The organism is Mangrovimonas sp. ST2L15 (assembly GCF_001280515.1).
Lineage (GTDB): Bacteria > Bacteroidota > Bacteroidia > Flavobacteriales > Flavobacteriaceae > Mangrovimonas > Mangrovimonas futianensis.
Genome location: NZ_LBIQ01000030.1, coordinates 1,742,501 through 1,756,501, shown reverse-complemented (window position 1 = coordinate 1,756,501; position 14,001 = coordinate 1,742,501). Strand labels below are relative to the sequence as shown.

Genomic DNA, 14,001 nt, shown 5'->3' with positions numbered 1-14,001 from the left:
ATATTAAAAAAGCCTCACAACAGTGAGGCTTTTTATTGAACTTAAACTGAAAATAAACATAATTTCTTACTTTCGTAAAATCCAACAATCAAAATAAATTGACCTAATGAAGTTTGTAAAGCTGTTTTTAATTTTATTGACCCTTACCCCATTAAGCTTACTAGCCCAGAATAATGATGATGAAGATGATAAACTTTCTTTATATGAAGGTTCTATAGATAACCAATTTGAATATCTCATTAGAAAATCAAACAATTATAAAGACTATAAAGTGGTTAAAAAGGTATGGCTGTATGAATTAAAAGCTCATACCTTGGACTCTTTAAAAGCTGTTCATAAGGAATTGGCCGATACTCGAGCCGTGGTTCAAAATCAAACCGAAGAAATAGACGGATTAAAAGCCAATTTGGCAAACACCCAGACCACTTTAGGTAAAACAGAAGAAGAAAAAAACAATATGGCTTTATTTGGACTTCAAATGAGTAAGTCAAGTTACAATGTTTTAATGTGGTCTATTATTGGCGGCTTATTAGCCCTTTTACTTTTCTTTATTTATCAATTCAAAAACAGTAATGCGGTAACCAAAAGTGCTAAAAAGTCTTTAGCTGATATAGAAGAAGAGTTTGAAGAGCATAGAAGGACAGCTTTGGAGCGTGAGCAAAAAGTAAGACGTCAGTTGCAGGATGAAATCAACAAACAAAAGAGCGGCAACTAAAAGAATTCATAATTTTCATTTAAAAATCTGTAATTTCAATTACAGATTTTTTTTATTTGCATCCTATAGAAACGAGATATTATGAGGATTGATATCATTACCGTGCTCCCAGAACTTTTAAAAAGTCCATTTGAGGCATCAATTATGAAAAGAGCTATTGAGGCTGAGTTAGTTGAAGTTCATTTTCATAATTTAAGAGATTATACTACTGACAATTATAAAACTGTGGATGACTATCAATTTGGTGGAGGTGCAGGTATGGTCATGATGGTGGAGCCCATTGACAAATGCATATCCCAATTAAAGTCTGAGAGACATTATGACGATATCATTTATATGACTCCAGATGGGACCACATTAAATCAAAAAATAGCCAATCAAATTTCACTACAGGAAAACATCATCATCCTCTGCGGTCATTATAAGGGTGTTGATCAAAGAGTTCGTGATCATTTTATAACCAAAGAAATTTCAATAGGTGATTATGTCCTTTCTGGAGGGGAATTGGGCGCCGCAGTTTTATGTGATGCTGTCATTAGACTTATTCCAGGTGTTTTAGGTAATGAAACTTCAGCTTTAACAGACTCCTTTCAGGATAATTTATTGGCGCCTCCTATTTATACTAGGCCCAGATCATATAACGGCTGGGACGTACCAGAAATTCTTTTTAGCGGAAATTTTCCTAAAATTGAAAAATGGAGAGAGGATCAGGCATATGAAAGAACAAAGCAAAGAAGGCCAGATCTTTTGGATGAATAATTTTTATTCCAATTAATTGTAAATTAGATATTATTACCTATTTTTGCATCCAATTTCGGATTAACCTCTGGCGAAAACCGTGCATGTTGCTTCGATTCAACCATTTAATTTTAAAGACATGGAATCTTTAGTAAAATTTGTACAAGACGAATTTATCCAAAAAAAGGACTTTCCAGATTTTAGCGCTGGAGACACAATCACTGTTTATTATGAAATTAGAGAAGGTGATAAAGTTCGTACACAGTTCTTTAGAGGAGTTGTAATCCAAAGAAGAGGAACAGGTGCTTCTGAAACCTTTACAATCAGAAAAATGTCTGGAACTGTAGGTGTAGAAAGAATTATACCTATCAACATGCCAGCTTTACAAAAAATTGAGGTAAACAAAAGAGGTAAAGTACGTAGAGCACGTATTTACTACTTTAGAGGTCTTACTGGTAAAAAAGCAAGAATCAAAGAAAGCCTTAAACGTTAATAAACGTTTCATAACTTTTAAAAGCCCTGTATATACAGGGCTTTTTTTATTAACAAATGTTAATAAGTGAAGTTTATAACAATTTAACATCTAATTGGTTAAAAATTTTGTATATTTAATGTCCTATCATACTTTAGTACAACAATTGAGCAGCAACCTAGTTGCTTTTAGATCGAACTAAAAAAGTTTAATTGTATTTAAAGTAACGTTCTTTAAAAATAGATTTGTTTTTCGAGGTTCTGAGGAAAGCGTGTAGGCGTGGAACTAAAGGAATCATGATATTGAAGAGAAGTTTAGAATGCATGAGCAGTTTAAATGGAAATCAATTGAAAGTTTTGGAAATTAACTGAATCGAAAGAAACGGTTAAAAGAAAAAGCAATTTTGTTTAAAAACATAACTTACGAAAGTGGAGTATGTCAATTAAGCAAAATCAAGGAGAACAATCATCGAAACATTGTCAATAGGTCAATACATTTTGAAAATTGAAAATGTTTCATTTTGAAATAGTAAAACTTGAACCGAAACGATGTAAATTGTAACTTTAGTAGTCATACTAAATAGGTCACGCAGAGCTATTTCGAAGAAAGCCATGTCAAAGTAGTTTTACAACTATAGTGATATGGCTTTTGTTTTTTATGATATCTTGAATTCTGTTTTTATGGTTTTAAATCTGTAAATGTTTGTGTCACTACATTTTCTTTGTCAATTACGGTTAACATCAATTTATAACTATTCGGGTCTTTTGGAACTTTTAAATAAACCTCACTTCCCTCTCCTACTTTCTCAATAGAAATACATTCTTTTTCCCCTTTGTATTTTAATAAATTCCATTCATATCTATAGTTTCCTTGATTACCCCCCATTTCCCATCCTATTCTATCACCATAAAACATGGCATAACACACTACAACGTTTCCTGGGTAGAAAGTTTTATTTTGTTTTAATATTTTAATGTTCGGAGCATCATATTTAAACTTGGGCTCTCCAAAGCTTTCAATGAAATCAAAATACTTATTTTTCAATCTTCCCTTCCTATCAATTAAACCATCAAACGTTAACTTATTTATTGCAAATTGATCTTGCCATGATACATAATAAAATGACTTTCCATTTGCTAATTCTTTCCAATTAGTTGAGATTTCATCACCTAAATAATCTAAGGAAACTGGAACTCCAAGATTATTTATGTAATCCCAAGCCCCTTCTTGCAACTGATCACTCTTTAGCTGTATATTAATCCCGATATCTTGTTTAAAAACATCTGAATAAAACTCCAATTTATTTAAAAGGTTTCCCTCTCCTTCTATTCCAATGAAAATATTTTCATCTGAAATTTGTCGTATTCCAGAAACCACGGTTTTCAACCAATTTAAATAGCCGTTTCTATATAGAGTAAGGTCCGGTTCTTTAATATTATTAGGAAGTTTGGAGTAAAAATCATTTTCAAAACTCCATGATATAATATGATTATATTTTTGATACTTCCTTACCCTTTTTAGAATATTTGTTTTTAACTCATCAGTTTCTTTATTAACCTCTAAAAAGTTAGTGTTTAATGGAATAAAAAAACTGTAGTTAACGTTAAGTTCGTTCTCTTTACTAATTTCAAGTAAATTGTAGTCATAGGTAGTATTTTCAATGAATTTAACTGTATTTATTCCTGCAGTTTTCATTCTTTGAAAATCCTTTTTCAAATTAATTCTATTTAAAACATGGTAGTCACTTTTCCAGTTTTGGCCTTTATTTATGTTAACACCATAAATATTTGTCTCCCTAAGCTTCTTTCCTGCAAAAGTATTATCCTGAATATTGAAATTTTCATCAACTTTTCTATTTTCTAAAAGTGAATAATGTGAATATAATTTATTATTCCTTTTAAACTTACCAAAATTTAACTCAACACCATCCTTAAATGTCCAATCATATACAAGTTCTTCATTTTGGATTCCCACAGGAATATTATCATCCACCCTACTGTTAAAAAATACAACGGCCTGAATTTCTGGGTATTTACTCTGCAAGTCTGAAATTCCATTTTCAATCCAATTAGCCTGACTTTCTTTATCATTTCCAACACTACCAAATTCGGCAATGATTACCGGCTTATCAGAGACACCATCTAAATTATCTCTAAAAAAAGTATACAATTCATCAAAGGAATACCAACCTTTAGAATCTTTATTTGATTCATAATTAAGAATGTCCAAACCAATCCAATCAACAAAATCATTTCCTGGATAAAAAGCCTTCACATTCTCGCTCTTCCAAGGATTCCATACCCATATGACATTATGAGCTTTTACTTCATTAAAAATACTATGAACCTTTACCCAAGCCTCTTTAAATTGAAATGATTGCGCTTCACCTTCAACAAACCAAGGATAAAATGGATTATCAAACTCATGAGCAAATCTTAAAAAAATTGGCTTTTTTAATTCCTTAAGCTTCTTCGCAAATTGAGTTATATAGACATCAAATACCCCTTCATTAATCAATTGATAAACATTTCTATTTTCTTGTCTTTCTATTTGAAAACTATTTAGCCACGGCTCCCATGTGATAAGAGGCAAGGACTTATTAATGAAAATTGAATCTAAATAGTTTGAAGGAAATGTTGATTCTATATTTTTATCCCAAGGAAGGTAAACAGAAATAATATCTGGATGAAATTCGTGATTTGCGGAAAACTGATTAGCTCTTTTTAAACTTGTGAAACCATTGTCGGATTCAGGATAATAGCAACCTAGATAAGTTAATTTTGGAGCTTCAAACATTTCTTCAACCACTACTCCATTAAGTTTAAGTTTTTCGTTTTGAACTTGAAAGTAAACACTGAGTCCAAATATGATCAACACAATAATAATCCCTGCACTTTGCCAGAAATTAAAAAATTGATTTTTGAAAAATGATTTTTTAATTTCTACCTCACTAGTTTCAATAGAAATGGGATTGGTCTTTTCAAAAGCGAATACTAAAGTGTAAAACATATCACTTGCATTCCATAATGCAAAACCAGACATGAAAAGCGAAAATGGTGTAAAATCACGTTGCAAGCCATAAATAATTGCTGCAACACTTAGAATTCCCATAAATAAATTAGGCGCTATCAAGGCAAAAGGCGTTTTATCTTCACCTGTTTTGGGGGTTGGGATATAGGGGATCTTTTTCCTAATCAAACTATAAAAGACTCCTAATATGAATATAGACCAGGTTGTATGAAAAAGCAATCCACCTGTGATATGCATTCCCCTTTCCGATTTTTTAATGATCCATTTTTGAACAAATAACCTTATCCCTAGAATAGAGGCAAAAATAGGAAGTGTAATGAGCCAAAAATTATAAATATTTCCTCGCCATGGAGTGGTACTAAAAAATAAAGAGAGAATAGGAATCAATAAAACAAAAAAGTAGACGATCCCCGCAAGATAATGCAAGGGAATAATTCCAAAATGCAACTTCTGCCTTAAAGTGAAATTTGAAAATAATTTAGGAAAAACACTGATTAATAACTCAAAGGTTCCTCTAGACCATTTTAATTGTTGCTTGAAATAAGAACTTAAAGTTGATGGTACTAATCCTTTGGTAAGCATTTTAGGAACGTATACCGATTTCCAACCCTTGGCATACAATTGCATCGCCGTATGCATATCCTCAGAAAGGCCTGGAGAATGCCCTCCTATGGAATCCAAAGCCTTCCTTCTAAAAACACAATTCGCTCCAATAGCATTTACTGTACCATAAGAATTCATGGACATCATAACAGGACCATAGAACTGATAGGTTTGTTCTGCCGCACCCAAAGCTACTTTGGATTCATTCTGGTTGTAGTATCCTTGAACAGACTGCACAAATCCTATTTTTTCATCTTCAAAATAGGGTAATAACTCGGTTAAAAAATTGGTTTCCGGCACATGGTCAGGATCCATTATAACACAAACATCACCGGTAGCTATTTTAAGGGCATTATTAATATTACCGGCCTTTGCATTTTCCTTACTTGTTCTAGTCACATGTATTATTCCATTTTCTTTACAGAAATTTTTTAGGTATGCATTATCATCTTCATCACATAAATAAGTTTCATGCGGATAATCCATTTTCTTAATAGCCAAAAGGGTTTGGGTAACCATATCTATGGGCTCACCATCACAAAATGTAGTAAATACATCTACCTTATAGGAAGTCCTATGTTTTGGTTTATTAGGAATTGAAATACCCCAATAATGATACCACGTGTATAACAATCGAAACGTATCAAAAAAGATAACACAAGTTAAAAGAAGAAACAACGGTCTGTTTTCAACTAAATCTGGTTTAAAAAACCAATAGAAAAAATTAATGAGACTGAGGACTCCTATCAGAATCATCACTCTTAAAATACGTAGGCTATTTTGATTTTTATTCTTTTTTGTCATTAGGATTCAGGACGTAAAACGAAATATTTGCTGTCGAATAATTTTGTTGGTTGTCATATACCCTTAAAACCATTCGATATGCACCTTCTTCTTCAGGGGTATTAAAGTTAATTTCTTCACCCTTGCCTTTTAAATTAAACTCTGAGCTCAATAATTTCCACCCCTCGTATATACTTGAACTTTCCTTGTAAAGATTCCACTCGTAAGTTAAAGAATCTGAATAATTAGATTGTGCCAACGTTTCCATTTCTAGTGGCTCTTCTGGACGAAAAATACGATTATCTTTAGAAGATAAATTTTTAAATTTTAAATAAACAATCTCTAAAGGATAAATGAGATCTGTTTTTTCCCAACTTGATTTTAAGGCATAATAAATTGGAGATTTATAGCCCTTTTCATCAAAAATATTGAACCAATCAGGAGTACCTTCAAACTTTTGGCCCCAATAGAAGGCTGTAGATCCTAGCATTGAATGATTATTTAGAATATTATCTTGGTAAGTCCTGAAATACCCTCTAGCTTTCTCACTCCCCTTTTTTTCTTGGATTGAAAACCAATACTCATTATTTGCCTCCCAAGGTCCTTGATCTCCCCATTCACTTATATAGTAAGGCTTCAGCTTTAAAAAATAAGATAATTGGTTTTGGGTTTTATCCAAAATTTTCACACTACCAAAAACATTATAGCCTATTAAATCAAACTTAGGTGAATGCAAATGAATACCTAAAGTTTGGGCTCGAGATGTTCCAGCTACAGTAGTTGCTATAGGATGGTTAGGGTCTTCCTCATGAATCAAATCTATTAAATCATTGACAGTTTCGGTAAATCGATTAGGAAAAATAGTTAGGGGATAGATAAGTTCATTTCCCAAATTCCAATAAAGTAAAGCTGGATGATTTTTATGTTTATTTACATATTTTTGGACGTAGGTAGTTAAATTCTTTACTCCTTGATCATCTGAATAGGTCCATTTACCTCTTCCATAATCTGGTAAAGGGATATCCAAAATTACCGACACCCCTTTTTGATATGCTACATCAAGCTGTTTAGTTGTATTGATGGTATCATAAAGTCGAATTGTATTGCCGCCAGCTTGAACTAACTCCTGGATATATCCATCTCCAGAAGCGCCTTTTATGTAGAAGGGTTTACCATTTTTTAAAAGTTCATAACCTTCATTGGTTTCCACTACCCTAACTGCAGCATTTTCACTCATTTTGTGTCCACGGTCCGATTTCAGAAAAAGTAAAGTTCCTATGACTATGACAAGCAAAAGAAGGCAAACGATGATGAATCCTTTCCTACGCATTAATAATTTTAATATCCCTATTCAATATTAATGAAAACCAACACTCCAATTGAAAAATTCCGTTGAAACCAATGTAAAATCAGATTAAAGAATAATATTTGCACGTATGAATTCACTTCCATTTTTTTCAGATCTTTTATTCGAGGACGAATCCTATTTAGAAAAAGGTTTAGCAAAGGGTGAATACGACCATTGCGTTTTTAAAAATTGTGATTTCCAAGATGTCTATTTATCAAATATTTCTTTCCTCGAATGCACTTTTATTGATTGCCAAATGAGTAATTGTAAAGTGGGAAATGCAACTTTTAATGAGGTTACTTTTGATAATTGTAAACTTTTAGGAATTCATTTCTTTGAATGCAATCCTTTTCTCATTTCCCTCATTTTTAAGGATTGTAATTTGGAGTTGGCCTCCTTCCAAAATATGGATATTCCAAAATCTTCTTTCGAAAATTGCAATTTAAACGCTGCGGATTTCTCTTATACAAATCTGACCGCCAGCTCTATAATCAACTGCAACCTAATCAATACAAAATTTCAAAATTCAATTTTAGAAAAAGTAGACTTTCGACAATCCTATAATTTCCAAATAGACCCTGAAAATAATAGTTTGAAAAAGGCTATTTTCACTCGTGATCATTTGGAAGGATTATTGTCTAAATATGGCATTATCATTGAATAATTGCTCCAATTCAGTCTAAGAAAAATAATAGTATTTACTATATTTGTTCGATTTATAAAAAAAGAATTACACAAAGCATAAAATTACAACCAAACATGTCTAAATCTTCAACAATATTTTACACCAAAACAGATGAAGCTCCGGCTTTAGCAACCCAATCTTTTTTACCTATAGTCAAAGCATTTACAAAATCTTCAAATATCAATATCGAAACAAAAGATATTTCTTTGGCAGGGAGAATATTAGCGACCTTTCCAGAATTTCTGAATGAAGATCAAAAGATCGAGGATGCTTTAGGTGTATTAGGAGATTTAGTGAAATTACCCGAAACAAATATTATAAAACTACCAAATATTAGCGCATCAGTTCCGCAACTTTTTGCAGCTATCAAAGAACTTCAATCAAAAGGATTCAATATTCCAAATTATCCTGAAGACCCACAAAATGAAGATGAAAAAAGTATCAAATCAAGATACGACAAAATTAAAGGTAGTGCGGTCAACCCAGTATTAAGGGAAGGAAATTCAGATAGAAGAGCACCAAAAGCTGTTAAAAATTATGCAAAGAAAAACCCACATTCCATGGGACCTTGGACATCAGATTCTCAATCGCATGTTGCCACAATGGAACAAGGCGATTTTGCACACAATGAGAAGTCTGTGACTGTTGAAAATGCCACTAAAATCAAGATTGTTCATACAGATGAAAAAGGAGGAGAAACTATTTTAAAGGATAGCTTCCCTTTACTTGATGGAGAGATCATAGACGGAACCGTCATGAATAAAAAAGCATTAATCCAATTTCTGGAAGCAGAGATTGCCGATGCTAAAAAAACAGGAGTATTGTTTTCATTACACATGAAAGCTACCATGATGAAGGTTTCGGATCCAATTATTTTTGGACATGCCGTAAAGGTTTTCTTTAAGGATGTATTTGCTAAGCATGGTGCCTTATTAAAAGAAATTGGTGTTGAGGAAAACAACGGATTTGGAAATTTAGTTTCCAAATTAGACGAATTGCCACAAGAAAAGCGTTCTGAAATTGAAGCTGATATTGATGCTGCTTTTGCAAATGGACCAGCACTTGCCATGGTAAATTCAGATAGAGGTATTACAAACTTACATGTACCAAGTGATGTCATTATTGATGCTTCTATGCCTGCTATGATAAGAAATTCAGGGCAAATGTGGAATGCAGATGGCAAATCTCAAGACACCAAAGCCGTTATTCCTGATAGTAGTTATGCAGGGGTTTACACTGCCACAATTGATTTCTGTAAAAAGAATGGCGCTTTTGATCCAACAACCATGGGTACCGTGCCAAACGTAGGATTAATGGCTCAGAAAGCAGAAGAATATGGTTCTCACGATAAAACATTTGAAATTGAGACCAATGGCAAAGTAACGGTTGTAAATGAAGAAGGCATTGTTTTAATGGAGCACACAGTAGAAGTTGGAGATATCTGGAGAATGTGTCAAACTAAAGATTTACCTATTCAAGATTGGGTGAAATTAGCCGTAACTAGAGCTAGAGCATCTCAAACGCCTGCTGTATTTTGGTTAAATGAAGATAGAGCACATGATGCAGAATTGATCAAAAAAGTTAATAAATATTTACCAGAGTACGATACAACTGGTTTAGACATAAGAATCTTGGCTCCAATACCTGCTACGAATTTCACATTAGAAAGATTAAAAAATGGCGAGGATACCATTTCAGTGACTGGTAATGTATTAAGAGATTATTTGACAGACCTATTCCCTATCTTAGAAGTTGGAACCAGTGCTAAGATGCTTTCAATCGTTCCATTAATGAATGGAGGTGGTTTATTTGAAACTGGTGCCGGAGGTTCTGCACCTAAACACGTTGAACAATTATTGGAGGAAAACCATTTAAGATGGGATTCATTAGGTGAATTCTTAGCTTTGGCTGTATCCTTAGAGCACCTAAGTGATACCTTTAAAAACGAAAAAGCTCAAATCCTAGCAGACACCTTAGATAGTGCCACTGAAAAACTATTGGAAAATGGTAAAAGCCCGTCACGAAAAGCAGGTGAATTAGACAACCGTGGAAGTCATTTCTATTTGTCTATGTACTGGGCACAAGCATTAGCTGATCAAAATAAAGATATAGCTTTAAAAGAACAATTTGCACCAATAGCCAAAGATTTAAGTGATAATGAGGAAGCAATTGTTAAGGAATTAAACAGTGTACAAGGAAAAGCTGCCAATATTGGTGGATACTATGAGCCAATTCAGGATCTTTCTGAAAATGTCATGAGGCCGAGTAAAACCTTCAATGAAATCATAAATCAAATTTAACCAATAACAAAAAGCTCCCAATTCGGGGGCTTTTTTTAGAATCAAATTAAAACCTCCTAACTTAGATACTTTATTATTTCATTATTTTTGGATATGTCTTTTACCAAAACAACAGAACAAGATTCCACTTACAACCATCTTGAAAAGATGAGTGTATCAGAATTATTGACTAATATTAATAAAGAAGATCAAACAGTTCCATTGGCTGTTGAAAAGGCCATTCCATCTATTGAAACCTTGGTAAATCAAATTGTATTAAAACTAAAAGATGGAGGAAGGTTGTTTTACATAGGAGCAGGTACAAGCGGTAGACTGGGAATTGTGGATGCTTCTGAATGCCCGCCTACCTTTGGGGTTCCTCATGATTTAGTCATCGGACTCATTGCAGGTGGAGATTCCGCCATCAGAAAGGCTGTGGAGTTTGCAGAAGATTCTGAAGACCAAGCCTGGAAGGACCTAATGGTTTATAACATTTCAGATAAGGATGTTGTTGTTGGAATTGCAGCCTCTGGAACGACACCTTATGTCATTGCCGGATTAAAAAAGTGTAATGAAATGAATACCATAACAGGTTGCATCACCTGCAATCATAACAGTCCACTCTCACAAACTGCAAAATACCCTATAGAAGTTATCGTTGGTCCTGAATTTGTAACAGGAAGCTCCAGAATGAAAGCTGGAACTGCTCAAAAATTGGTCTTAAACATGATTACAACTGCGACCATGATTCAATTAGGTCACGTCAAAGGAAATAAAATGGTAGACATGCAGTTGAGTAATAACAAACTTGTGGATAGGGGAATCAGAATGATTATGCAAGAAACAAAGGTTACTGAAGAAGAAGCTGCTAAACTACTTGAAGCATATAAAAACGTAAGACAAGCCATTCAAAATTACAAGCATGGAAACGAAACACACTAACAAAAAAGTATTGGTAGAAGGCCTAAAAAAAATGGGGATTTCCCTATTGTGTATGTTTTTGGGACCTAGTTTAATTCATATTGCTTTTAGTAACCAAGAAAAGCCATTGTATATTCCTATTTTAATATTGGGAATATTGGTTGCTGGTTGTGCCGTTTTCTTCGCTTTTAAAGGATTAAAAACGATTTTGGACAGTATGTTCAAAAAATAATCGAATTCAAACCTACAAGGGATTTGTGTTAAACGTATCCCCTTGATTGATATCTCCTGTCTCAAAGCCTTTTTTAAACCATCTAATGCGCTGCTCTGAAGTACCATGTGTGAAAGAGTCGGGTACGACCTTACCCGATGATTGTTTTTGCAAACGATCGTCGCCTATGGCATAGGCCGCATTTAAGGCTTCCTGTAAATCTCCAGTTTCCATCATTTGTGTCATTTGTTGGGAATGGTGCGCCCAAACGCCTGCTAAAAAATCGGCTTGTAATTCCAATCTAACTGAATATTTATTGAATTCTGTTTGACTCATTTGCCCACGTAATCTTTGAACCTTATCAGATATACCCAAAAGGTTTTGAACATGATGTCCTACCTCATGGGCAATAACATAAGCTTGGGCAAAATCCCCAGGAGCATTCAATTTTCTTTCCATGTCATCAAAAAAGCTGAGATCTAAGTAAAGCTTGTCATCCCCCGGACAATAAAAAGGTCCTGTAGCACTGGAAGCATACCCACAAGCAGATGAAACTGAACCGGTAAATAGGACTAAAGTGGGTTCCTCATAATTACTGATCAATTGATTCCAAACATCTTCAGTGCTTGCTAAGATGGTTGCACTAAAATCTGCCAACTCTTCTTCCTTTTGAGTGCCCTGGTAAGGAGCTGATGTTTCAGAAGTCACAGGCGAACCAGTAAACAGTTGACTGATGAAATTTAATGGATTATATCCCAATAACATAGATCCCACTAAAAGGACACCAGCAATTATAAGTCCTGTTTTTGTAAACAAAAACCTAACCAAAGAAATTAGAAACATGGGGTTAAGGCCACCCAAACCTGATCCTCCGCTACTTTGCCCCCTACGGTCTTCTACATTTGAACTCTGTCTTCTACCTTTCCACTTCATATTATTGATTAATAAGATTTTAAACTTTATTACAATTTAAATATAATTTTGATTGCCCTAAACGAAAATCTCATTTTTTATAAACTGTAAATAAATTAGTTATAACGAAGGTGTGGTGGGATTATAACCAAAACGTAAGTCAGAAATAGACACATTCAATCCATGCAGAATATAATTAATGATGGCATAATGGTGGATGGCATGACTATTTGCTTGCGCTAATAAGGATGCATGGGTATATAATATTTCAGTCTTTCCCAGACCTAAATCATCAACGACAGTCACTTCATCTAATAAAATATTAGGATAATTTCCAAGGCCCCTCTGAATATTTTCAAGATATTCCAAAGCAAATAAACATGATGTTTCCACTTCTTTGTCTCTTTTCCGGCATGTTAAGTCCACGTGATTGCTCTTAACTCCGTCTATTATACAATGGTAAAAATCGAAGATGTGTCTTAAGTGGCTACCTATGCTAGAATAATATGGACCAATAGATGCATTTATTAAAATTTGATCATCTAAATTCTCAATTAGAATACGTGATTTTGAAAGAGTTTGAAGAGTTGCAGAAATAATAGGATTCATGTCCAACAAATTACCCAAATTTACCGAAACAAAAAAACGAATTTTCTGCTTACCAAAAGTTTTGGAAAGATTAAACCAATCAAGGATTAAATACTCAATATAAATAATCAGTCGATTTGTTAAAGCGAAAAAGTAAACAATCTCCTTTCTTTATTTTTATAAAAAATCGAAGGATTACTTAGCCTCCTAAATAATTGTGCCTGTAACAGTTAAGTTGAATTTCCCATATTGTTACAAACAAAAAAAGCACCTGTCAAATGACAAGTGCTTTCAAAAAAGGCGGCGACCTACTCTCCCACAATGCAGTACCATCGGCGCTAACGGGCTTAACTACTCTGTTCGGAATGGTAAGAGGTGAGCCCCGTCGCTATAACCACCTTAAATCTTTCGGACGAAGGTCCGTATATGTTTGACATACTGAAAAAAGAACATTTTTACACTTACTCCATGAAAAAGAGCTGTACAATAAGCCTACGGGTTATTAGTACTACTCGGCTATGACATTACTGCCTTTACACCTGTAGCCTATCAACGTGGTCATCTCCCACGACCCTTTAAAGAAATCTCATCTTGTGGTGGGTTTCGCGCTTATATGCTTTCAGCGCTTATCCCTTCCGAACGTAGCTACCCTGCAATGCCCTTGGCAGAACAACAGGTACACTAGAGGTTCGTCCAACTCGGTCCTCTCGTACTAG

At 34.0% G+C, this 14,001-nt stretch carries 11 protein-coding genes and 2 rRNA genes (1 of these 13 running past the window's edge); 7 read left to right on the top strand and 6 right to left on the bottom strand.

Annotated features, from left to right (window positions below; all coding sequences use genetic code 11):
* The first annotated feature begins 106 nt into the window (after positions 1 to 106).
* The 3 genes from ZA07_RS11770 to rplS all read left to right on the top strand — a co-directional run bounded on the left by ZA07_RS11770 (position 107) and on the right by rplS (position 1,946).
* Positions 107 to 715: a hypothetical protein gene (locus ZA07_RS11770; RefSeq protein WP_053971867.1), complete on the top strand. Its 609-nt coding sequence runs from the start codon at positions 107 to 109 to the stop codon at positions 713 to 715.
* Between the two features lie 81 nt (positions 716 to 796).
* Positions 797 to 1,474, top strand: a complete 678-nt coding sequence (gene trmD, locus ZA07_RS11765) for a tRNA (guanosine(37)-N1)-methyltransferase TrmD (protein ID WP_053971866.1) — start codon at positions 797 to 799, stop codon at positions 1,472 to 1,474.
* 118 nt (positions 1,475 to 1,592) lie between these two features.
* A complete protein-coding gene (rplS, locus tag ZA07_RS11760; protein ID WP_053972134.1) occupies positions 1,593 to 1,946 on the top strand; it encodes a 50S ribosomal protein L19 in 354 nt (117 codons plus the stop codon).
* A 657-nt stretch (positions 1,947 to 2,603) separates the two neighbouring features.
* Here the strand turns inward: rplS and ZA07_RS11755 are convergent.
* Positions 2,604 to 6,362, bottom strand: a complete 3,759-nt coding sequence (locus ZA07_RS11755) for a glycosyltransferase family 2 protein (protein WP_053971865.1) — start codon at positions 6,360 to 6,362, stop codon at positions 2,604 to 2,606.
* On the bottom strand, positions 6,346 to 7,671 hold the full coding sequence (locus ZA07_RS11750; protein WP_157492127.1) for a glycoside hydrolase family 2 TIM barrel-domain containing protein: 1,326 nt from the start codon (positions 7,669 to 7,671) through the stop codon (positions 6,346 to 6,348). Before ZA07_RS11750 ends, ZA07_RS11755 begins: the two co-directional genes overlap by 17 nt.
* 106 nt (positions 7,672 to 7,777) lie before the next feature.
* Here ZA07_RS11750 and ZA07_RS11745 point away from each other — a divergent pair, with 106 nt between their 5' ends.
* The 4 genes from ZA07_RS11745 (at position 7,778) to ZA07_RS11730 (ending at position 11,806) form a co-directional block, all read left to right on the top strand.
* On the top strand, positions 7,778 to 8,353 hold the full coding sequence (locus ZA07_RS11745; RefSeq protein WP_053971863.1) for a pentapeptide repeat-containing protein: 576 nt from the start codon (positions 7,778 to 7,780) through the stop codon (positions 8,351 to 8,353).
* A gap of 95 nt (positions 8,354 to 8,448) precedes the next feature.
* Complete coding sequence (locus ZA07_RS11740; RefSeq protein ID WP_053971862.1) at positions 8,449 to 10,674, top strand: NADP-dependent isocitrate dehydrogenase; 2,226 nt, start codon at positions 8,449 to 8,451, stop codon at positions 10,672 to 10,674.
* 93 nt (positions 10,675 to 10,767) lie between these two features.
* Positions 10,768 to 11,595, top strand: coding sequence for an N-acetylmuramic acid 6-phosphate etherase (gene murQ, locus ZA07_RS11735; protein WP_053971861.1), 828 nt, complete (start codon positions 10,768 to 10,770; stop codon positions 11,593 to 11,595).
* On the top strand, positions 11,576 to 11,806 hold the full coding sequence (locus tag ZA07_RS11730) for a DUF6095 family protein (protein WP_053971860.1): 231 nt from the start codon (positions 11,576 to 11,578) through the stop codon (positions 11,804 to 11,806). Before murQ ends, ZA07_RS11730 begins: the two co-directional genes overlap by 20 nt.
* Before the next feature lie 12 nt (positions 11,807 to 11,818).
* On the opposite strand, the gene ZA07_RS11725 is transcribed toward ZA07_RS11730, so the two are convergent.
* The 4 genes from ZA07_RS11725 to ZA07_RS11710 all read right to left on the bottom strand — a co-directional run.
* A complete protein-coding gene (locus ZA07_RS11725; RefSeq protein ID WP_053971859.1) occupies positions 11,819 to 12,718 on the bottom strand; it encodes a neutral zinc metallopeptidase in 900 nt (299 codons plus the stop codon).
* 99 nt (positions 12,719 to 12,817) lie between these two features.
* Entirely contained in the window at positions 12,818 to 13,090 is a 273-nt protein-coding gene (locus ZA07_RS16300) for a hypothetical protein (protein WP_231628673.1), read from the bottom strand.
* Positions 13,091 to 13,580: 490 nt separating this feature from the next.
* A 5S ribosomal RNA gene (rrf, locus tag ZA07_RS11715) occupies positions 13,581 to 13,687 on the bottom strand.
* Positions 13,688 to 13,767: 80 nt separating this feature from the next.
* Positions 13,768 to 14,001: ribosomal RNA gene (locus ZA07_RS11710) — 23S ribosomal RNA — on the bottom strand (it continues 2,587 nt past the right edge of the window).